This is a genomic window from Vibrio sp. 10N.222.54.E6 (assembly GCF_041473955.1).
GTDB lineage: Bacteria > Pseudomonadota > Gammaproteobacteria > Enterobacterales > Vibrionaceae > Vibrio > Vibrio tasmaniensis_A.
In genome coordinates this window covers 100,813-121,800 of the sequence record NZ_JBFRTD010000033.1, presented here as the reverse complement: position 1 = coordinate 121,800, position 20,988 = coordinate 100,813, and the positions used below count along the sequence as shown (strand labels likewise).

Annotated in this window: 17 protein-coding genes and 2 tRNA genes; 3 read left to right on the top strand and 16 right to left on the bottom strand. The window is 44.7% G+C overall.

What is annotated here, in order from left to right; translation table 11 throughout:
• Positions 1-30: 30 nt before the first annotated feature.
• The 4 genes from rpsR to rnr form a co-directional block, all read right to left on the bottom strand.
• Positions 31-258, bottom strand: a complete 228-nt coding sequence (gene rpsR, locus AB4513_RS18925; protein ID WP_000090472.1) for a 30S ribosomal protein S18 — start codon at positions 256-258, stop codon at positions 31-33.
• Between the two features lie 132 nt (positions 259-390).
• Positions 391-804, bottom strand: a complete 414-nt coding sequence (gene rpsF, locus AB4513_RS18920) for a 30S ribosomal protein S6 (RefSeq protein ID WP_004735855.1) — start codon at positions 802-804, stop codon at positions 391-393.
• A 358-nt stretch (positions 805-1,162) separates the two neighbouring features.
• Positions 1,163-1,903 carry a 23S rRNA (guanosine(2251)-2'-O)-methyltransferase RlmB gene (gene rlmB, locus AB4513_RS18915; RefSeq protein WP_009847889.1) on the bottom strand — a complete coding sequence of 247 codons (741 nt, stop codon included), beginning with the start codon at positions 1,901-1,903 and terminating at the stop codon, positions 1,163-1,165.
• Positions 1,904-2,062: 159 nt separating this feature from the next.
• The gene (gene rnr, locus AB4513_RS18910; RefSeq protein ID WP_009847888.1) at positions 2,063-4,564 is read right to left on the bottom strand and encodes a ribonuclease R; all 2,502 of its coding nucleotides are present in this window, start codon (positions 4,562-4,564) and stop codon (positions 2,063-2,065) included.
• Positions 4,565-4,813: 249 nt separating this feature from the next.
• Between rnr and AB4513_RS18905 the strand changes: the two genes are divergently transcribed.
• The gene (locus tag AB4513_RS18905) at positions 4,814-6,223 is read left to right on the top strand and encodes an amidohydrolase (RefSeq protein ID WP_009847887.1); all 1,410 of its coding nucleotides are present in this window, start codon (positions 4,814-4,816) and stop codon (positions 6,221-6,223) included.
• Between the two features lie 154 nt (positions 6,224-6,377).
• Here AB4513_RS18905 and motX read toward each other — a convergent pair whose 3' ends face one another.
• Complete coding sequence (gene motX, locus AB4513_RS18900; protein ID WP_009847886.1) at positions 6,378-7,013, bottom strand: flagellar protein MotX; 636 nt, start codon at positions 7,011-7,013, stop codon at positions 6,378-6,380.
• A 318-nt stretch (positions 7,014-7,331) separates the two neighbouring features.
• Positions 7,332-8,648, bottom strand: a complete 1,317-nt coding sequence (locus AB4513_RS18895) for an adenylosuccinate synthase (protein WP_009847885.1) — start codon at positions 8,646-8,648, stop codon at positions 7,332-7,334.
• Positions 8,649-8,819: 171 nt separating this feature from the next.
• On the opposite strand from AB4513_RS18895, the gene AB4513_RS18890 reads away from it, so the two are divergent.
• Entirely contained in the window at positions 8,820-9,008 is a 189-nt protein-coding gene (locus AB4513_RS18890) for a DUF2065 domain-containing protein (RefSeq protein WP_009847884.1), read from the top strand.
• Positions 9,009-9,161: 153 nt separating this feature from the next.
• On the opposite strand, the gene hflC is transcribed toward AB4513_RS18890, so the two are convergent.
• The 8 genes from hflC to tsaE form a co-directional block, all read right to left on the bottom strand.
• Positions 9,162-10,139 carry a protease modulator HflC gene (gene hflC / locus AB4513_RS18885; RefSeq protein WP_009847883.1) on the bottom strand — a complete coding sequence of 326 codons (978 nt, stop codon included), beginning with the start codon at positions 10,137-10,139 and terminating at the stop codon, positions 9,162-9,164.
• Between the two features lie 2 nt (positions 10,140-10,141).
• Positions 10,142-11,344, bottom strand: a complete 1,203-nt coding sequence (hflK, locus tag AB4513_RS18880) for an FtsH protease activity modulator HflK (RefSeq protein ID WP_009847882.1) — start codon at positions 11,342-11,344, stop codon at positions 10,142-10,144.
• Between the two features lie 27 nt (positions 11,345-11,371).
• Positions 11,372-12,679: a ribosome rescue GTPase HflX gene (gene hflX / locus AB4513_RS18875; RefSeq protein WP_017101855.1), complete on the bottom strand. Its 1,308-nt coding sequence runs from the start codon at positions 12,677-12,679 to the stop codon at positions 11,372-11,374.
• A 44-nt stretch (positions 12,680-12,723) separates the two neighbouring features.
• Positions 12,724-12,990: an RNA chaperone Hfq gene (gene hfq, locus AB4513_RS18870; protein WP_004735866.1), complete on the bottom strand. Its 267-nt coding sequence runs from the start codon at positions 12,988-12,990 to the stop codon at positions 12,724-12,726.
• Between the two features lie 192 nt (positions 12,991-13,182).
• The gene (gene miaA / locus AB4513_RS18865; protein ID WP_009847880.1) at positions 13,183-14,115 is read right to left on the bottom strand and encodes a tRNA (adenosine(37)-N6)-dimethylallyltransferase MiaA; all 933 of its coding nucleotides are present in this window, start codon (positions 14,113-14,115) and stop codon (positions 13,183-13,185) included.
• Between the two features lie 167 nt (positions 14,116-14,282).
• The gene (gene mutL, locus AB4513_RS18860; RefSeq protein ID WP_102258452.1) at positions 14,283-16,472 is read right to left on the bottom strand and encodes a DNA mismatch repair endonuclease MutL; all 2,190 of its coding nucleotides are present in this window, start codon (positions 16,470-16,472) and stop codon (positions 14,283-14,285) included.
• Between the two features lie 89 nt (positions 16,473-16,561).
• Positions 16,562-18,277: an N-acetylmuramoyl-L-alanine amidase gene (locus tag AB4513_RS18855; protein ID WP_017101857.1), complete on the bottom strand. Its 1,716-nt coding sequence runs from the start codon at positions 18,275-18,277 to the stop codon at positions 16,562-16,564.
• Complete coding sequence (tsaE, locus tag AB4513_RS18850; protein WP_004735870.1) at positions 18,271-18,735, bottom strand: tRNA (adenosine(37)-N6)-threonylcarbamoyltransferase complex ATPase subunit type 1 TsaE; 465 nt, start codon at positions 18,733-18,735, stop codon at positions 18,271-18,273. The genes AB4513_RS18855 and tsaE overlap by 7 nt, the downstream gene beginning before the upstream one ends.
• Positions 18,736-18,982: 247 nt before the next feature.
• Here tsaE and queG point away from each other — a divergent pair, with 247 nt between their 5' ends.
• On the top strand, positions 18,983-20,161 hold the full coding sequence (gene queG, locus AB4513_RS18845; RefSeq protein ID WP_009847877.1) for a tRNA epoxyqueuosine(34) reductase QueG: 1,179 nt from the start codon (positions 18,983-18,985) through the stop codon (positions 20,159-20,161).
• Positions 20,162-20,772: 611 nt separating this feature from the next.
• Here the strand turns inward: queG and AB4513_RS18840 are convergent.
• Positions 20,773-20,848 (bottom strand) — tRNA-Gly (locus tag AB4513_RS18840).
• Between the two features lie 59 nt (positions 20,849-20,907).
• Positions 20,908-20,984 (bottom strand) — tRNA-Met (locus tag AB4513_RS18835).
• Between the last annotated feature and the right edge of the window lie 4 nt (positions 20,985-20,988).

Below are 20,988 nucleotides of genomic sequence, written 5' to 3'. Positions count from 1 at the left end.
TCCTCTTAAACTATTATTAACTATTACCGATTACTGATGCTTGTCAGTGTACGGTAGTAGTGCTAGGTAACGAGAACGCTTGATAGCGCGAGCTAGCTGACGTTGGTATTTAGCACTTGTACCAGTGATACGGCTAGGTACAATTTTACCAGCTTCAGTGATGTAGTTTTTTAGAGTTGCTACGTCTTTGTAGTCAATCTCTTGTACGCCTTCTGCAGTAAAACGGCAGAATTTACGACGACGGAAGAAACGAGCCATGGGCTATCTCCTGATCTAAATTTAATAATGCGGTACTCACACGAACTTATAAATAAGTCTAAGCAAATGCTTGTAGTGGGAATACCTAAACGAGTTGAATAAAATTTAATGACCTAAAAGGCCAAAAAAGAATTACTCAGCAGCAGCTTCTGGCTTAGCTTCTTCTTCACGACGTGGTGCACGTTCTTCACGGTCATCACGACGAGGAGCACGCTCTGCACGCTCTTCTTTTTGCTTAAGCATGATAGATTGCTCAGTCACAGCGCCTTTAGTGCGCATGATCATGTTACGTAGAACTGCATCGTTAAAACGGAAAGCAGTTTCTAGCTCGTCCATCACTTCTTGGCCAGCTTCAACGTTCATAAGAACGTAGTGAGCTTTGTGAAGTTTGTTGATTGGGTAAGCCATTTGACGGCGGCCCCAGTCTTCTAGACGGTGGATAGTACCACCAGCTTCAGTGATTGAACCAGTGTAACGCTCGATCATGCCAGCAACTTGCTCGCTTTGATCAGGGTGAACCATGAATACGATTTCATAATGACGCATTTGGTTGCTCCTTACGGATTATTAGCTTCCACGAAAGGCTCGGTCGTCCAAGGGAAGCAAGGAACTAAAGAAAAATGACCGAGTTTTAAGGACGGCAAATATTATAGAAAGAACCCGGTATTGGCAAGCGGTATTTGGCTAATAATGAAACAGTTTTTCTTTCGCCATCTAGCCATCTGTGATTCTGTCAATTTGTCACTCTAGGCCCTAAAAAGAAACGCCCACCAGCAAGTGGTGAGCGTTAATAAATTCATAGACTTAAAGTCATTTAACTCTTTATATAGCAAGTACCTCTAAACAACATAGAGACACACAACTAAACCAAGCGTAACTGAGTCAAATGTTGCTGAACCTAGGTTTACTGAGCTAAACGTTGGCGTACCGCTTCGAACAGACAGATGCCCGATGCTACTGAAACGTTCAGGCTCGACACGCTACCTGCCATTGGAATCTTAATCAGATCATCACAGGTTTCACGCGTTAGACGACGCATACCGTCACCTTCAGCACCCATAACTACAGCAAGAGGGCCTGTTAACTTCGCTTGGTAGATATCATGCGTTGCTTCACCTGCGGTACCCACAAACCATACACCCTGTTCTTGCAGTGCACGCATTGTACGAGCTAGGTTGGTTACACGTACTAGAGGAACGGTCTCAGCCGCACCACACGCTACCTTGCTTACCGTTGCTGTTAGCGGCGAAGAGCGGTCTTTCGGTACGATAACAGCAGCAACACCCGCGGCATCCGCATTACGCAGACAAGCACCTAGGTTGTGAGGGTCTGTTACGCCGTCTAGAACCAACAGCAGAGGCTGTTCGTGCTGCGCAAGGATATCATCTAGGTGAGTTTCATTAAGCTGCTTAGCAGGCTTCACCTTAGCAATAAGACCTTGGTGATTCGCACCTTGTGCTTTTTCATCAAGCGGCTTACGACCCATTTGTTGAATCGATACACCAAATTGCTGCAATTGATTCAGTAATGGAAGCAGGCGATCGTCTTGACGACCTTTCAGTACATACGCTTCGATAAAACGAGCTGGATCTTTTTCTAGTACGGCTTTCACCGCGTGAATACCGTAAATAAATTCGTTACTCATTGTCTCTGGTTACTCTTATTGCTCAGAGGTGAATGTCATCAAACCCGATGCACCCATCTCTGTATTGTTTATTTCGAGAGCATGCATCTTCCGCCTGATACTCTCGCATTTAAATTCGTTAGACGTTTAAGCGCTACTCGTCACTGTAATGACGATAGCTTAAGACTTATCAGCCTTTGGCTTACGGCTTGCTGCGCGCTTTTTCTTCGCACGAGCTTTAGCAGCACCAGTTTTATTCGCTGGCTTTTTCTTCTTAGATGAACTTTCGCTACTTCCATCAGGTCGCTTAGTTGGTTCAACTAAAGGCGTTGCAGGTACACCCGGCTTATTGCTCTTCACCGCTGAACGCTTCTTGCTTTTCGCCTTTTTCATCGCTTCAGCAGCACGCTTCTTGGCTGTTTTACCTTTACCACGCGGCTGACGATCGGTGTCTTCTAAATCAAAATCGATTTGACGAGTTTCTAAGTTAACCGCAGAAACCTTCACTTTAACCGAATCACCCAAGCGGTAGATATTACCTGAGCTTTCACCCACTAGACGCTGACCAACAGCATCAAATTGGTAGTAATCATTCGCTAGCGCAGAAATATGTACCAGACCATCGATGTGCAGTTCCGTTAGACGCACAAAGAAACCGAAGCCAGTCACGTTGGCAATCACGCCATCCATCACTTCGCCAACATGGTCTTGCATGTACTCACACTTCAGCCAGTCGTTCACTTCACGCGTAGCATCATCAGCACGACGCTCAGTCATTGAACACTGTTCGCCGTAGAAGTCCATATCATCGAAAGTGTAGTGGTAACCACCGGTTGGCGTCCAACGCTCGCTGTTACGACCTTCTTCTTTCGCAATAAGGTACTTAATTGCACGGTGCAATAGTAAATCTGGGTAACGACGAATTGGCGAGGTAAAGTGAGCATAGCGCTTAAGAGCTAGACCAAAGTGACCCGCGTTATCCGCGTTGTATACCGCTTGCTTCATTGAGCGCAGCAGCATAGTTTGGATTAATTCACGATCTTCACGTTCGTTAATCTGCTGCATCAGTTGTGCATAATCTACCGGAGATGGCGACAGGCCACCTTCCAGCGTTAAACCTAATTCACTTAAGAAACTCTTAAAGCCCATTAAGCGCTCTTCACCCGGAGTATCGTGAACACGGTACAGCGCAGGCTCTTTTGCTTTTTCTACGTAAGATGCCGATGCGATATTCGCAAGAATCATACATTCTTCGATGATCTTATGTGCATCGTTACGGATTACTGGCTCAATACGGTCGATCTTACGATCCGCATTGAAGATAAACTTAGTTTCTACCGTTTCAAATTCAATCGCACCACGTTCGTCACGCGTTTTCTTAAGCACCTTATACATCTTATGAAGCTCTTCAAGATGTGGTACTTCTGGTTCGTAACGTTCACGTAACTCTTCATTGCCATCTAAGATCGCGCCTACTTTGTTATAAGTAAGACGAGCATGAGAATTCATGACTGCTTCATAGTGCTTGTAGCCTGACAGTTTACCTTTGTCTGAGATAGTCATCTCACACACCATACACAAACGGTCGACTTGAGGGTTCAATGAACACAAACCATTTGAAAGGACTTCTGGCAGCATTGGGACAACTTGTGACGGGAAGTATACCGAGTTACCACGGTTAATCGCTTCTTTGTCTAGCGCTGTCTCTGGGCGAACGTAGTAACTTACGTCAGCAATCGCTACCCACAGGCGCCAGCCGCCGCCTTTCTTCGCTTCACAGTAAACCGCATCATCGAAGTCACGCGCATCTTCACCATCGATAGTCACCAATGGCAATTTACGCAGATCAACACGTCCTTCTTTTGCTTCTTCAGGAACATGCTCACCAAGATTTTCGATTTGCTTATCTACGGCTTCAGGCCACTCTTGTGGGATCTGGTGAGTACGGATCGCGATCTGCGTTTCCATACCCGGAGCCATATTCTCACCAAGAACTTCGGTCACTTTACCCATCATGTTACGAGAACGACCACCACGGTCCGTAATTTCAATCACAACCACATTACCCATTCGAGCACCGCCTTTATGCTCAGTTGGGATCTGGATGTCGTGACTAATACGCGAATCATCAGCAACCACATAAGAATGGCCGTACTCTAGGAAGAAGCGACCAACAAGTGGCGTTTTACGCTCTTCAAGCACACGAACCAAACGGCCTTCACGACGGCCACGCTTACTGTTGTCAGTAGGCTGAACCAATACGTAATCACCGTGCATGATGGTTTTCATCTGATGATGCGGCAGCACGATATCATTGTCTTTACCCACACTGCCGTCTGGGCGTACCCAACCATGACCATCTTTATGACCAATCACAAAGCCTTTAATCAATTCCATCTTCTCAGGCAATGCGTAACACTGACGACGGGTAAAGATAAGCTGTCCATCACGTTCCATTGCACGTAAACGACGACGCAGCCCTTCATATTGTTCCTCTCCAGCCAAACCCAAAGCTTCGAATAGATCGTTGCGGTTCATAGGAATATTCGCGTCTGTTAGAAACGAAATAATGAACTCACGGCTTGGTACTGGGTTTTCGTAATTTTTCGACTCTCGGTCGGCAAAAGGATCAACAGTGGTTGTCGCTGTCGTGTTTTCTGACATTGGTGTGTTTTTTGACATAGGCGGGCCTGCTTAAGCAAGGAAGGTATATTACCCCTAGTATATCTGATGCTAGAGGTAAGCTACAGATATGCTTTGGAAAAGCCTAAAATAACCTAAGATTGATACATATCTTCACTTTGTGAAACATCACTTCATAGACGCGGACTATCATCAAAATTTCAAGCAAACGATAAAACAAACGTTTGCGCCATGAATGAAATACACTATTATCCACACACTTTAACAACACCTGTTCTGAGTATTGATATGAAACTAAAACGCACCCTATTGGCTTCAGCGATGGCAAGCCTAGCTCTATTTCCATTTGCGAGTTCAGCAATGGAAAAAGCTGACCTGATGATAACCGATGCCATGGTTCTAACCATGAACCAAGAAAAAACGGTTTACGAGAGCGGCACTGTTGTGGTCAAAGACAACAAAATCATTGCGGTTGGCGATGCTTCACTAGAGAAGCAGTACCAAGCTAAACAAGTGCTAGACGTTGATGGCGATATCGTAATGCCAGGTCTCATCAATACTCATACTCATGTATCCATGACGGTTTTCCGTTCGTTGGCCGATGATGTGCCTGATCGCTTGCACCGCTACATCTTCCCACTTGAAGCTAAGTTAGTATCTCGCGATATGGTTCGTATAGGCGCCAACCTTGGTAACGTTGAAATGGTAAAAGGTGGCGTAACTACTTACGCTGATATGTACTACTTTGAAGACGAAGTCGCTAAAACTGTTGATAAAATTGGTATGCGCGCAGTATTAGGCGAAACAGTAATCAAATTCCCAGTGGCAGATGCAGCAAACGCGGAAGAAGGTATTAAATACGCTTTAAACTTCATTGAAGAATATAAAGATCACCCGCGTATTACGCCTGCATTTGCTCCTCACGCCCCTTACACAAACACAACCGAAGTCCTTCAAAAAGTAGCAAAGCTTTCTCTAGAACTTGATGTTCCAGTAATGATTCACTTAGCTGAATCTCATCGTGAAGAAGAAAAAATTGCAAAACGAGCTGAAGGTTTATCTCCGGTTCAATACATGGACAGCATTGGTGCACTAAACAAAAACTTAGTTGGCGCACACATGATCCTAGTAGACGATCATGATATCGAGCTAGTGAAAAAATCAGATATGGGCGTGGCTCACAACATGAGTGCCAACATCAAGTCAGCAAAAGGCGTGTCACCTGCGCTTAAGATGTATGACGAAAATGTACGTATCGGTTTAGGTACTGATGGCCCAATGTCAGGTAACACATTGAGCACCATTGATGAGTTCAACCAAGTCGCTAAGGTTCACAAATTGGTGAATAAAGATCGTGCTGCAATGCCGCCGATCAAAGTGATCGACATGGCAACAATGGGCGCAGCAAAAGCACTACACATGGAAGATAAGATCGGCTCTCTTGAAGCTGGCAAGCTAGCCGACATCATAGTGATCGACACCAAGGCTCCAAACATGGTTCCTGTGTACAACCCATACTCTGCATTAGTTTACTCAGCTAACTCGGGGAACGTTCGTCACACCATCGTTGATGGCAAGATCATCATGCAAGATCGCGACATGCTAACGGTCGATGAAGATCAAATTCGCCAAGAAGCACTCGATTTCACCAAAGTCGTTCGTAAGACGGTAATTGAATCTGGTGAAGTTGTTCAGTAACGTCATCGAATGAAATAAACGGTTTTCCGTTCAGATCAAAAAAGGCCTCATAGGTATTTACCTATGAGGCCTTTTTATATCGATATATTTCTAGTTCAAGACTGATGGTTAACGAGTGCAGTCGTTAATCATCAACCTTAATTAATAATTGTAATTACCAGAACACGTCTCGACGTTTTGCTCGAGCGATAATGTTGTCTGGCATTCTCCGCTCCAAACCGCTTCGAAGCACAGTTATACGCTTATGTTGCCTTTGATCCGCTGTCACCGAGTTGTATAACCAGCGATAAGCATCTTCATAATCTAACGGGCTACCGTAATCACGTAGCAAGAGTTCCGCTAAGTGGATACTTGCACTTAAGTTACCCATTGAAGCTGCTTCTCGGAGATACGGAATCGCGCGCTCTTTATCTTGTTGCACCAAAGTGCCAAGAGAATAATAACGTCCTAACTGCTCGAGTGCCGCTGGTAAACCTTGATGTGCCGCGTTTTCCATATAGTAAAGGCCAAGCTCTACATCTTGCGGAACACACACACCCCAAGCCAACATATCACCGTATAAAAACTCATAAGAAGGCAAGCTAATACGTGTTGCACGAGCAACGATATCTTCAACTAACTGGCACTTATCAGCTTTCACTCGCTCTAGGTGTTGATTATTCTCGATTAAATTAATCAGTTCAGCTTCTGTATATATTGGAACGGGCTCTCCCACATCAGCCAAATCTGCATGACTCAAGGGTGAGCTCAGCGCCACTATCAATGAAGCTGCTACAATTCGTAGCTTCATACCTGCACTCTATTATCTGTCGTTAAAGCTATCTATTGAGGGCAGCAGACGATTTCTGCACGCACCAAAATAGGGTGAACTTCACTTTCCATGATATCTGTATCGGCAATAACCTTGACGGCTTTAGACAAAACTTGCCGCTAATGGGCAATATTTTGCCATATGGCGTTCAAAAGATCATCACGAGCGGCTTAGTTTTCAAATTGCAGGTATTAAAAAGCCGACTTAACAAAGTCGGCTTTTAGAAAACTATTTCATTATCAAAGTACTTTAATTACCTCAGTACGCTTCGTGCTGTGGTAATCACTCAACTGGGCATTATGCGCCGTATGGGTGAACCTTGATGATAGTTTCGTTACGATCTGGGCCAGTTGATACGATATCAATTGGAACGCCAGTTAGGTCTTCGATACGCTTGATGTAATCTAGAGCAGCTTGTGGAAGCGCGTCGATAGATTTAGCACCAAATGTGTTTTCAGACCAACCAGGCATTGTTTCGTAGATTGGCGTCGCTTCTTCGAATGACTCAGCAGCCATTGGAGAAACTTCTAGGATAGAACCATCTTTCATCTTGTAACCAGTACAGATTTTTAGTTCTTCTAGGCCATCTAGAACGTCTAGTTTAGTTAGACACATACCAGATAGAGAGTTGATTTGGATTGCACGACGCATAGCAACAGCATCGAACCAACCTGTACGACGTAGACGACCAGTAGTTGCGCCAAACTCGTGACCAACATCGCCTAGGTGCTTACCGACTGGGTCTTGCTTCTCAAGGCCATCGTATAGCTCAGTTGGGAATGGACCTGAACCAACACGAGTACAGTAAGCCTTAGTAATACCAAGGATGTAACCGATGTGACGAGGACCGAAACCAGAACCTGCAGCAACACCACCAGCAGTCGTGTTAGAAGACGTTACGTATGGGTAAGTACCGTGGTCGATATCTAGTAGCGTACCTTGAGCACCTTCAAACATGATCTTGTCGCCGCGCTTACGTGCTGCGTCTAGTTCGTCAGTTACGTCGATAACCATCGCAGTTAACATGTCTGCGTAGCTCATCGCTTGCTCAAGTACTTCTTCGTAGCTTACTGTTTCAGCTTTGTAGAAGTGCTCTAGTTGGAAGTTGTGGAATTCCATAACTTCTTTTAGCTTCTCAGCAAATGCTTCTTTATCGAAAAGGTCGCCAACGCGTAGACCGCGACGAGCAACTTTATCTTCGTAAGCAGGACCGATACCACGACCTGTTGTACCGATAGCTTTAGCGCCACGAGCGATTTCACGCGCGTTGTCGATAGCAATATGGTACGGAAGAATTAGAGGACAAGCTTCAGAGATGAAAAGACGCTCACGCACTGGGATACCGCGTTCTTCAAGAGGCTTCATCTCTTTAAGAAGTGCGTCAGGCGATAATACAACACCGTTACCAATAACACATTTAACGTTATTGCGTAGGATGCCTGATGGAATTAAGTGAAGAACGGTTTTTTCACCGTCAATTACAAGTGTGTGACCTGCATTGTGACCGCCTTGGTAGCGAACCACGTATTTTGCATCTTCAGTTAAAAGGTCAACGATTTTACCTTTACCTTCATCACCCCATTGGGTGCCTAGAACGACTACGTTATTTCCCATCTTTCCAATTTCTGTTGCTAATTAAAAATGGATTCTAGCACTGAATCACACTTCTTGCAGTCACTTTTTGTTCATAAACGTTAACGCTGTACAAAAATAAACCAGAGATAACTGAGGGCGAATGTGTAAAGATGCTGATATCATTGCATTTTATAGACAAAAGGCAGAACCATGTCTCAATCAATTTGGCTCGCTATTGGGCTCGTTCTTATCGCTGAAGGGCTCGGCCCCTTGATTGCACCTAATGGCTGGAGAAACATGGTCGCGCAACTGAGCGAGCAACCAGACACCCAACTGCGCCGTATTGGCGGTTGTCTTGTGGTGGCTGGTGCCGTTATCGCTTTCATGACCTACCGCTAGGTTTTCTCAAAGTACGGAGCTGTCACTACGACTTCCCTCGAAGATTCAATGGTCAACCTGCAGTCTTCAACGAATAGAAAACAAAAAGGCTCCCATTATGGGAGCCTTTTGATTTTTAGGTACTTCGCTAATTTAATGAATTAACGAATCAGCTTATTTTGCTGGAGCACCGCTTGCTTGATTCATGTATTGGAAGAAGTCAGTCTTCGGATCCAGTACTAGAATGTCGCTCTTATCGCTAAATGATGTCTCATAAGCTTGCAGTGAACGCATGAAGCCATAGAACTCAGGGTCTTTGCTAAATGCATCAGAGTAGATCTTCGCTGCTTCTGCATCAGCATCACCACGAGTCACTCGAGCAGTACGGTCAGCTTCAGCAAGAACAGTCGCGACTTCTAGCTCAGCTTGAGCACGGATAACTTCTGCTTTCTCACGACCTTGTGAACGGTGTCTACGAGCAACCGACTCACGTTCTGCACGCATACGGCGGTAGATAGATTCACTGATTTCGTCAGGAAGGTTAATCTTCTTCATTCGGAAATCAACAACTTCAACACCTAAATCAGCCATCGCACTTTCTGCCGTTCCAGACAAAACGTTTTCCATGATCTTATCGCGTTCGCCATCAACTTCTAGTGCTTCTGCAGCCGCTACCGTTGTGACAACTTCGCTATCAGCAGAGTCTGGCAGGATGTCCTTATTACGAGGGCCTGACACGATCTGCTTAATTTCACGAGAACCAATTTCAGAACGAAGAACATCTGTCACTTTACGCTCAAGAAGTGCTTCTGCCGTCATGATATTGCCGCCGCCGGTACTCAGATAAAAACGTCCAAAATCAGCAATACGCCATTTTGCGTAAGTATCAATTAGAACGTCTTTTTTCTCTGATGTTACGAAACGGTCAGAACGACCATCCATCGTTTGAATACGAGCATCAAGTACTTTTACGCGATCAAACATCGGCAGTTTAAAGTGCAAGCCTGGTTCATAGATTCGTGATACGCCGTTGTCATCGAGAACTCGACCAAAACGAATTACCATGCCACGTTCGCCTTCTTGAATCACAAATAGTGACATCAATAGAAGGGCAATCGTCACAACTAATACAGGGATCATTAATTTACGCATTATTAGTATCTCCCTTGACGTGAACTGTCTGAACGAGTTTGAGTGCTAGACTTTGGATCGGCTTGAGTTTCTAACTCAATTTGATCGTAAGTTGATGATGTTTTTGCAGGGCGAGTGCCCGACTGAGAACCACCTTGTGCGCCTAGCTTATCAATTGGTAGGTATAGCAAGTTACCGCTTGATTCAGAATCAATCAGGACTTTCGATGTGCTTGAGTACACTTTTTCCATTGTATCAAGGTACATACGGTTACGTGTTACTTCAGGAGCTGCTTGGTATTCAGGTAGCAGTTTCTCGAACTGAGCTACTTGACCTAGAGCACCATTAACTGTGCGCTCTGAGTAACCCACCGCTTCTTTCTTCAAACGCTCAGCACGACCTGTTGCTTTTGGAAGAATATCATTTCGGTAAGCTTCAGCTTCACGCTCGAAACGCTCTTCATCCTCACGAGCCGCGATAGCATCATCAAATGCATCTTTCACTTGCTCAGGTGGACGTGCTGACTGGAAGTTCACGTCAACAATCAGAATACCCATGTCGTAGCTATCAATAATACGGTTCAACGTTTCTTGAGTGCTTTGACGAATCTGCTGACGACCACTTGTCAAGATACTATCCATTAGTGAGTCACCAATTACCGCACGAAGCGCAGAATCGGTTGCTTGGCGTAAACTGTCGTCTGCATTCGTTACACGATACAAGTATTTGTATGGGTCAGAAACACGGTATTGAACACCCATTTCAACGGTCACAACGTTTTCATCTTTCGTTAGCATGGTGCCAGCAGCACGTAGAGAACGAATCGCTTGAACGTTTACCAGTTGCTCATCTTTGATTTCATCGATAAAGCGTGGGTGCCAGTTAAGACCAGGTTCCTCGATACGGTCGAACTGACCCAGTCGAAGTACTACTGCTCTTTCTGCTTCGCCAACGGTATAGAAACCAGCGAAGAACCAGATAGCAATCGCAATGACAGCAATGACACCAAAGCCAATCGCACCGCCACCACCAATAGATGGCCCGTTACCGTTGCCACCTTTTTTACCAAACTTGCCACCTAACTTTTGACTTAGTTTACTAAACACTTCGTCTAAGTCTGGCGGTCCTTGATCTCGGCCGCCGCGATTATTGTTCTTACCCCAAGGGTCGTTATCGCGGCCGTTATTATCGCCGTTGTTGTTATTTCCAGGCTCATTCCACGCCATTAGAAAGCTCCATCATTTGATATGACGTTATACTGTAGCAGTCTCTTTGGTAACGATAAAGCCACCTAAGAGCGCCCCTTCTCTTTTTTCAAGTTTAGACCAATCTATTTGTTGCATTCGGATACCTATCAACAAGTTACCATTTTCATCATACTCTTCTTGTTGAATACATTTCATCTCAAAGAATAAGCTACGAATACGGCCCTGATGTTGATGTGGAATACACAATCGGAATTGAACCATTTGACTTGCTAAACGCTCAGTTAAAGCTTCAAACAGCAGTTCAATGCCTTCTCCTTCCATTGCAGAAACCCAAACAGCGCGAGGTGCGCCCTCTTCGTCTCTTTCAATTCGAGGTTTTTGGTCTTCCATGCAGTCAATTTTGTTCATGACTACAAGGGTTGGCACTTCATGAGCATCGATTTCTTCTAATACTTCATGAACAGCCTGAATGTTCTCACGAAAGCGGTCATCACTGGCATCAACAACATGTAACAAAATGTCAGCTTCCTGCGTCTCTTGTAACGTAGCCTTGAACGCAGCGACCAAGTCGTGTGGTAGATGGCGGATAAAACCTACGGTATCTGCGAGAATTGCAGGCCCGACATCTGCCAAATCAATCTTACGTAGTGTTGGGTCTAAGGTTGCAAACAGTTGGTCTGCCGCATAAACACCAGCACTTGTGATGCGATTGAAAAGTGTTGATTTCCCCGCGTTGGTATAACCAACCAAAGAAATTGTTGGGATTTCAGCTCGATTACGAGCACGTCGTCCTTGTTCACGCTGCTTAGCGACTTTCGCTAAACGACGTAATATTGCCTTTATACGGTCACGCAACAAACGTCGATCGGTTTCCAGTTGAGTTTCACCTGGACCACGAAGACCAATACCACCTTTCTGCCTTTCAAGGTGAGTCCAACCACGAATCAATCGAGTAGAGATATGACGAAGCTGAGCGAGCTCAACTTGTAGCTTACCTTCATGAGTTCGCGCACGTTGTGCAAAGATATCTAAGATCAAACCCGTGCGATCAATCACACGACATTTACACAATTGCTCGAGGTTTCGCTCTTGGGCAGGAGAGAGGGAGTGGTTAAAAATCACAATTTCAGCACCGGTTAGCTGAACAGCTTGTGCGATTTCTAGGGCTTTACCTTCTCCAACGTAGTATTTAGGGAGTGGGGATTGTCGGCTACCAGTAATCACTTGTAGCGTTTCTACCCCCGCTGAGGAGACCAGCATTTCACATTCGCTCAGGTCTTCCCATTCTCCCTCTTGCGTGAAGTTGATATGAACAAGTACGGCTCGCTCGCCGGATTCATAACGGTCAAACAAGCAACCAACTCCTTATTACAGCGCAAGCTGTATCAATTGAACGATTAATCTTCAGTCTTCTCAGGACGATCAGATGGCGCGCGTTGTTGCTCGCCGCTGTGGTGACTCACTGCACGAGCAGGAACCACAGTAGAAATCGCATGCTTGTAAACCATTTGGTTTACTGTGTTCTTCAATAAGATCACGAATTGATCGAAAGACTCGATCTGACCTTGCAGCTTGATGCCGTTAACAAGATAGATAGAGACTGGAATGCGCTCACGACGGAGTGCATTTAGGAATGGGTCTTGTAGCGATTGCCCCTTAGCCATTTTATTTTCCTTATTTATATTTTGTTGTAATTATTTAGCTAGTGGTGCACAAAAAGGTGCGGCCTTTGCATCTGAGCTAAACGAATAAAAAAACTCCGTTGTTATTGAAAGGCTGTGATTTTTAAAAGCCTCAACAACTGATCCTTTCCAGAGTATATTCACGCAAAAGCGATCACATTATACACAGCAATACTAATCAGATGCTATTGCATCTGAAAGAGTTTCTAACGCCTGTTCAATGTTTTCGCTATCCAACCAAGTTAAATCATCCCAACTGCGTAACCAGGTGATTTGTCGCTTGGCCAATTGACGGGTTGCGCAGACACCACGGAAAACCGCTTCGTCTAAATCGCAATTCCCATCTAAATAATCCCACATCTGCCTATAACCAACGCATCGGATCGATGGTAGTTCAGGGTGAAGATCCTCTCTGGCGTACAACGCTTTCATTTCATCTTCAAATCCCGCTTCTATCATCTTCTCGAAACGCAGCTCAATGCGGCGATGGAGTTCTTTCCTTTCCTTGGGAGCTATTGCAAATTGTTTTACACGAAATGGCAGGCTATCGCCTTTCGTTTGAGTTAGCTCTGTTAATGTTTTACCCGAAATTCGATAAACTTCCAATGCCCTTGAAAGCCTTTGTGGATCATTTGGGTGTATTCTTTCAGCGGATACGGGATCTATCTCTCTTAATTGATCATGCAATGCCTGCCAACCCTGTTCAATAGACTCCGCTTCAATCTGCTTACGAATCTCTTGATCCGCGGCGGGTAGTGGCGATAAACCTTCCAACAATGCCTTGTAGTAAAGCATTGTGCCACCAACAAGTAGCGGGATTTTACCTTCCGCTACAATCTTATTCATTTCACTGATCGCATCACGACGAAAGTCAGCCGCAGAATACGCTTCGCTTGGATCGAGAATATCAATCAAGCGATGAGGCGCGAGCGCGAGCTCTCCTGCATCCGGCTTAGCAGTACCAATATCCATGTCTTTGTAGATTAGCGCCGAATCGACACTGATGATCTCTACCGGGTATTTCTGACGCAAGCGGATAGCTAAATCTGTTTTTCCTGATGCCGTTGGGCCCATTAAAAACAACGCTAAAGGTAATTTTTCAGTCATGATATTTTGTATTTATTTCTCTGTTAGAGCACTTAATTAAAAGGCTTCATGTCGCGATACTCTTGTCTACTAAGAAAAGCCTCATCGCAACAGTTAAATCGTAAACAGCCGAAGCCGTAAATAAGCTTAATTTATCTAAAACTCAGCTGTGAAAATTCACCTGAAAACTAAGCCATAAAAGCAGCGATGGTTGCAGAAAAGTCGATAGGATTAACAAATTCGGGATCATCTAATGGAAGTAGACCATGCCAAAGTTGCTCAAGTTCCCCAACTAGTTGAACCGCTTCAGATAAAGTGTAGTCGTTTTTTACTTGTGCTGTCTGAATCCCGATCCAGTTAACCAGTAATGGTAACGTATCGCTAGAAAAGCTATGGCCTTGAGTTTCCGAGGCCTGAGCGTTTATTGAAGCCGCGTAAGATAACAGATCTGGGATCAAAATTTGTAAGTTTTGCTGCCTCAAAGGAGAAGGCACTCCCATCACCATTATCGCTTCGTTATTCCTAGCTTTAAGCTCGATACCAAGCACAGACAGTATTGGACTTAGCGCCTTAGCGACATCGACTAAATCAGCGCCTAATTTGATGGATAAAGGCACTAATAATGGTTGGCTCTTTAACGCGCCATCACGCGTATCAAGCTGACCAACAACACGCAATAACTCAGCCTTAGCCAAAGAAACCAACACACTGCCGTTCTTGTTTCCCATTACCAAATATTGGCGTTCCACTACCGAGACTGCTTTGCCTAAGTCCGTCACAGGTACTCTTGGCTTTAAATGAACAGGGTTCTGTTGAGCAGGCTTAGCTTCTTTATTTTCTATGCTGTCTCTGGTTTCTACGGGTGCCACATGCTCGTGAGGTGAGTATGGTTCTACAACTTGGTCATCAAAATCTGGCGTTTTCAGAAGCTCTTTATAGGCCTTCACTTCTCGCTTAGATGGAGCAGGCTCACCATGATGTTGGTGCAGCTCTTTTTCTTTTTTAGGTTCAGGTCGAGACTCTATCCACTCTTGGCGAGGCGAGCCTGTAAAACTGGTTTCGCGATCCGACGAGCCTCTGCTAGACGATGAACCTCGGTTAGCTGGTGAGCTATAACGCTGCCCACCATCATTAACGCTGTGCTGAGGGTTATCATAAACCTGTTCAGATTCGGCTTTTCTTGGGTAGGCTGGCGTTTGCTCAATAGCATATCTTTCACTATCAGATACTTGAGGTTGTTCTGAACTGCTCGGCATTATGCTTTCAGGCTCTGAGAAACTGGCAATCTCTCCGATACCCGGATTCGAGCTACCTTGCTGATGATGCATCACTTCTGACTGATGAAACGCAGACTGCTTGATCGGTGCTGCATCAATTTGTTTGCTTTGGGCTAAGCCATCACTCAAGGCTTGGTAGATAAAGTCGTGTACAAGGCGGGCTTGATGAAAACGCACTTCATGTTTTGCAGGATGAACATTCACGTCCACCTGATGTGGGTCTAGCTCGATGAACAACACATACGTAGCGAATTGGTCGGGGCGCAAGCTAGTTTCGTAGCTTTGACGAATCGCATGGTTGATGAGCTTGTCACGCATCATACGACCATTCACATAACAGTATTGCAGATCGCTTTGTTGTCTTGCTCCTTCAGGCGTGGTGATCCAGCCATGAAGTTTTAAGCCTTGATGCTCAAGTTCGATCTTAAGCATATGGCGAACAAAAGGATTGCCACATACAGCTGCGATGCGCTTTTCGGCTTGAACTTGTGTTTTTGCAGCGCGGTACTGACGAATCATTTTACCGTTATGACGAAGGTTAATCGTCACATCAAAACGGCTCAATGCAATGCGTTTAAGCAGCTCATCGATATGCGTGAATTCAGTTTTCTCGGTGCGTAAGAATTTACGTCGTGCCGGAGTATTGAAGAACAGATCCAATACCTCAACCGAGGTGCCAATGGGATGCGCTGCTGGCTGCAGTTTCACCTGCATATCACGACCTTCACTATGTGCAGCCCAAGCTTGATCCTGAGTCGTAGGGCGTGAAGTCATAGTTAGGCGCGCAACAGAGCTAATACTCGCCAGAGCTTCACCTCGGAAACCTAGGCTGACGATCGCTTCAAGGTCATCAAGAGTATGAATTTTAGAGGTAGCATGACGGCTTAATGCCAAGGCAAGCTCATCTTTAACAATGCCCTTGCCGTTGTCACGAACACGGATCATCTTAGCGCCACCTTTCTCGATATCGATATCGATACGTGTCGCACCAGAATCCAAACTGTTCTCAACCAACTCTTTCACAACAGAAGCAGGTCTTTCTACCACTTCACCCGCTGCGATTTGGTTAGCTAGCCGAGCTGGCAGTATTTTGATCGTCATATGTATAGCTACCTTACTGCCATTTATAGAAGCACTTCTCGCGTTTGAGATTGCTTCTATGTTCTAAACATTACTTCAACATTAGCCAACTATTTGTGCGGAATAATCAGCACTTGGCCAATGGCCAACTCATCGGAACGTAGTTTGTTTGCTTGACGGATACTGTTGACGCTCACGCCATATTTCGAAGCAATCTTGCCAAGATAATCACCTCTTGCGACTTTATGTTTACGTAGAGGTATATCTTTTACTTCAACCGTAATGCGTAACTTTTGGCCTACTCTCACGGTTTCTGATTTCAAGCGGTTCTCACGTTTAATGCTTGCTACCGATACTTTGTAACGGCTAGCTATCTTGCCTAAGTACTCTCCAGACTTAACCGTGTGTGTCAGCGTTTTACGGCTTGTTGTGGTAGCCGCTTGTGAACCCGAGCTTGGAATTTTTAGAATTTGCCCTACCGCTAAGCTCGTCGACTTCAAACCATTCAACTTCAATAATGCTTGTGTAGACGAGCCGTACCTCTTCGCAATCACAGACAATGATTCACCACGCTGTACTTTGTGCTGACTGGTAGAGTTAGAAGATGCCGCCGCGTTAGAAATAACAATCCCTTCTGGTGGATTCGCTTTCAAATATTTAACGACCGCTTTGGTCACAGCCCGCGCAAGTTTGTCTTGATGCGAACGTTGGAAAAGAAGCTTCTCTTCGGTCGGATTCGAAATAAAGCCCGTTTCTACAAGTACCGATGGAATTTGTGGTGAACGTAACACTGCCAAGCTGGTGTTAATCGGCTTACTGTTATGCAGTTTTGCGACCTTACCCATTTCAGAGAGAATGGTCGTTGCCAGTTTGTAGCCCTCTTTTTGAGAGTGGCTAAACTGCAAATCAAGCAGGGTTTGGTTGACGTTTTTATCTGCAATATTGCCAGTAAACGCAGCACCGCTGCCGCCCAGCAATTCTGACTGCTTCTCTTTGTTCTCAATCCAACGGGAAATCTCAGTATTTGCCCGTCGAGTATTCAACACGAACACCGAACCACCTCTTGGTTGAGGCGTCGTAAAGGCATCGGCGTGAATAGAGATCAAGAGGTGTGCTTCGTTCTCACGAGCAATTGCAACACGTCTGTTCAGGTTTACAAAGTAATCAGCATTACGTGTTAAACGCGTTTTGATTCCCGGAACTGCATTCAACTGCGCAGCGATCTTTTTCGAAATACTAAGAGTCGCATTCTTCTCATATTTACGAGATGGGCCAATGGAACCAGGGTCTTCACCACCGTGGCCTGGGTCAATCACAATCAGAACATCACGCTGACGCTTAACTTGATTGAGGTTCTTACTCACTGTTGGCTTAGTCGGCGTTGATGTTGCTTTGCCTTTACTTGCCGCACCATGAGGCAAATCGATCACCAAGCGATGTCCGTACTGACCACCAGGAGTCGGACTGAGTTTAAACAACTCTGCTTTAGACGACTTCTTTAACTCAAAAACCAAGCGATAGGTGTTTTTGTCTGGCGGTGAGCTTTTACGAATCTTAGATAGAACGGGGCTGTCTTTCACCACGACCGGTAACTTAGTTGCAAGGTTGGTCTTTTTTAAATCAACAACCAAGCGACTCGGGCTACTCAGGGTGAAATAGCTGAAATCCGCTTCTGATTTTAAATCGATAACCACACGAGTTTCTTCTGGAGAAGGCCAAACCCTTAAACTCTTTAGTGAGTTTGCAGAAACAAGTGAAGAAAACAGTATAGAAAAAACAGCAGCCAACATAGCTACTGCTGAAATAAGGCGTCTAGAAATCAACATAACTCCAACTGACTAAGTAAGCGCTGTCCGTATTCACTGTTAGCGGTTAAAGAAACAATGCGGTGATCGTCTTGGTAACGAATATCAATATCCAAATCTGCTTCTGGTAGCATTCCATAACCTTTCTCTGGCCATTCAACCAAACAGATAGCATCTGGCGTGAAGTAGTCACGAATCCCCATAAACTCTAATTCTTCAGGATCGGCTAGGCGATAAAGATCAAAATGGTACACCTGCCAATCGGCAAGTTGATAAGGTTCAACTAGAGTATACGTTGGGCTCTTTACATTTCCTTGATGGCCAAGTGCTTTTACAAAACCACGACTGAAGGTCGTTTTACCTGCGCCAAGATCACCATGCAGATAAATAGTTGTCTGCTGTGAGCAAAGATTAGAAAGCTCCGTTCCTAATTGAATCGTTGCTTGTTCATCTTTCAAAGTAAATTGTTTCGTGCTCATGAATACGTTCTCTAAAAATCGATCGTTGACTATATAAAAATCAAAAGAACAAGAATAGTAAACCGTGATGCTTTTGGGAGACAAGCACTCAAGTGTAAGTTCTATGAAAAATACTGATCAAAACACGTCTGTTCTGGTCAATACCACTAAGATCCGTTAAGATCCGCCCCCATTTTTGCCGAACCTAATTTTAATTAGCCTTATCTCTAATTGTAAAACAGAGAAAATAAGAATTAAGAATTAAGCCATGAATCTAGACCATCTTGCTGAAAAAATTAAAATCTGGGGAAAAGAACTAGGCTTTCAAAAAGTTGGCATCTGCGATGTTGATTTAAGTGAACATGAAGCCCCTCTTCAAGCATGGCTAGATGCTGGCAACCACGGCGAAATGGATTGGATGGCTCGACATGGGATGATGCGTGCTCGTCCCAATGAACTTCACCCAGGCACCATTCGAGTGATCAGCGCCCGAATGAACTATCTACCACCAGAAGCTCAGTTTGCCTCTAACCTAAGCGATACCACTCAAGGTTATATCAGCCGTTATTCTTTAGGCCGCGATTATCACAAATTGTTCCGCAACCAGTTGAAAAAGCTGGGACAAAGAATCGAAAAGGAAGTCGAAGGTTTAGACTCACGTCCTTTCGTGGATTCAGCGCCCATTTTGGAACGACCGCTCGCTCAAAAAGCAGGGTTGGGCTGGACAGGTAAACACTCATTAATTCTTGATAAAGACGCTGGCTCTTGGTTCTTCCTAGGAGAATTGTTAGTTAACATTCCTCTTCCAACAGATGAACCCAGTGTCGATGAGTGCGGCAAATGCACCGCATGTATCACCTCTTGTCCAACGGGCGCCATTATTGCTGATGGCGTAGTGGATGCTCGAAAATGTATCTCGTACTTAACCATTGAATATGATGGTGTGATCCCGGAAGAGTTTAGAGACGCAATTGGTAATCGTATTTACGGTTGCGATGACTGTCAGTTAGTTTGCCCGTGGAACCGCCATGCCGAACTCACTGAGCAAACTGACTTCCACCGCAGAGAAGACTTCCGAGAGGCAAACCTTGTTTCACTTTCAAGTTGGGATGAAGCTACCTTCCTAAAGAAGATGGAAGGCTCAGCGATAAGACGTATTGGACACACCCAATGGTTACGCAATATCTTTGTTGCTATGGGCAATGCGCCATTTCAACAACGCATTGTTGAAACACTGGAATCTCATCGAGGCAACAACGAAATGCTGGATGTACATATTGAGTGGGCTTTAAATAAACAACTACAACAGTTACCCAATGCTAGCAGCATGCAAGAAGATAGCTCTACGCAGAAAAATAGTTGTGTGCAAAAAGATAGCAGCAAAATCCTCACCAAAAAGCACAGGCTAATACGCATCGTTGAGAAAGGGCTACCAAGAGACGCCTAACCCCTTAGGCATCAACGATTGGCAGGCCAATCCACACCAACAACCCACCATACAACACAACTCGTTGCACATAATTTTCGAACAATGTTTGACCTTGTTCTCAATTCTAACAATGTGGAAAAAATTCAGAACTCTCGTAAACTTCCGACACCCACGTAAAGTTAAACACAGTACCGATAAATGATTAAGATCAAAAAACAACAAGTTAACGATCTTTTATCAAATTCAAGGCAAGTATTCAACCTGATAAAAAACAATGAGTTACGATCGCCGCAATTCAGCTAATATACTGAAAACAAGAAAGATCTTTTAGAGAAATGTAAAGAATTGGGTCTGAAATAACTTTATCAACCAAGTTATCCACACTTGATACTTTGTGGATAAGTCTGTTTATAGATGTGAAAAACCTCAGGTATCTACTTCAGAGACCTGATGTTTACTAGCATTCTTGTTGCTAACAAAAATTTAAGACAAAAAAATATCCACCATAATGGAGGATTATTTGCTTTTTGGGGGGATTATGCTTCGCAGCATTAAAGAAAGAGCGTGACCGGTAAGGTCGTCTTTAAACACTGTGGTTTAAAGAGTTTTGTTTACCATGAAAAGTAAACTGGAGCGATACATCGGGTTCGAACCGATGACCTCAACCTTGGCAAGGTTGCGCTCTACCAACTGAGCTAGTATCGCATAAGCTAACCGTTCATCTTTTCTGCTACAAAGCATCAAATCAACGTTCAACTGTAATGTGGTTGCGGGAGCCGGATTTGAACCGACGACCTTCGGGTTATGAGCCCGACGAGCTACCAAACTGCTCCATCCCGCGTCCG

Bases quoted from the DNA above. Each gene is read 5' to 3' on its own strand.
- rpsR (WP_000090472.1), bottom strand. From the start codon at position 258: ATGGCTCGTTTCTTCCGTCGTCGTAAATTCTGCCGTTTTACTGCAGAA.
- rpsF (WP_004735855.1), bottom strand. From the start codon at position 804: ATGCGTCATTATGAAATCGTATTCATGGTTCACCCTGATCAAAGCGAG.
- rlmB (WP_009847889.1), bottom strand. From the start codon at position 1,903: ATGAGTAACGAATTTATTTACGGTATTCACGCGGTGAAAGCCGTACTA.
- rnr (WP_009847888.1), bottom strand. From the start codon at position 4,564: ATGTCAAAAAACACACCAATGTCAGAAAACACGACAGCGACAACCACT.
- AB4513_RS18905 (WP_009847887.1), top strand. From the start codon at position 4,814: ATGAAACTAAAACGCACCCTATTGGCTTCAGCGATGGCAAGCCTAGCT.
- motX (WP_009847886.1), bottom strand. From the start codon at position 7,013: ATGAAGCTACGAATTGTAGCAGCTTCATTGATAGTGGCGCTGAGCTCA.
- AB4513_RS18895 (WP_009847885.1), bottom strand. From the start codon at position 8,648: ATGGGAAATAACGTAGTCGTTCTAGGCACCCAATGGGGTGATGAAGGT.
- AB4513_RS18890 (WP_009847884.1), top strand. From the start codon at position 8,820: ATGTCTCAATCAATTTGGCTCGCTATTGGGCTCGTTCTTATCGCTGAA.
- hflC (WP_009847883.1), bottom strand. From the start codon at position 10,139: ATGCGTAAATTAATGATCCCTGTATTAGTTGTGACGATTGCCCTTCTA.
- hflK (WP_009847882.1), bottom strand. From the start codon at position 11,344: ATGGCGTGGAATGAGCCTGGAAATAACAACAACGGCGATAATAACGGC.
- hfq (WP_004735866.1), bottom strand. From the start codon at position 12,990: ATGGCTAAGGGGCAATCGCTACAAGACCCATTCCTAAATGCACTCCGT.
- miaA (WP_009847880.1), bottom strand. From the start codon at position 14,115: ATGACTGAAAAATTACCTTTAGCGTTGTTTTTAATGGGCCCAACGGCA.
- mutL (WP_102258452.1), bottom strand. From the start codon at position 16,472: ATGACGATCAAAATACTGCCAGCTCGGCTAGCTAACCAAATCGCAGCG.
- AB4513_RS18855 (WP_017101857.1), bottom strand. From the start codon at position 18,277: ATGTTGATTTCTAGACGCCTTATTTCAGCAGTAGCTATGTTGGCTGCT.
- tsaE (WP_004735870.1), bottom strand. From the start codon at position 18,735: ATGAGCACGAAACAATTTACTTTGAAAGATGAACAAGCAACGATTCAA.
- queG (WP_009847877.1), top strand. From the start codon at position 18,983: ATGAATCTAGACCATCTTGCTGAAAAAATTAAAATCTGGGGAAAAGAA.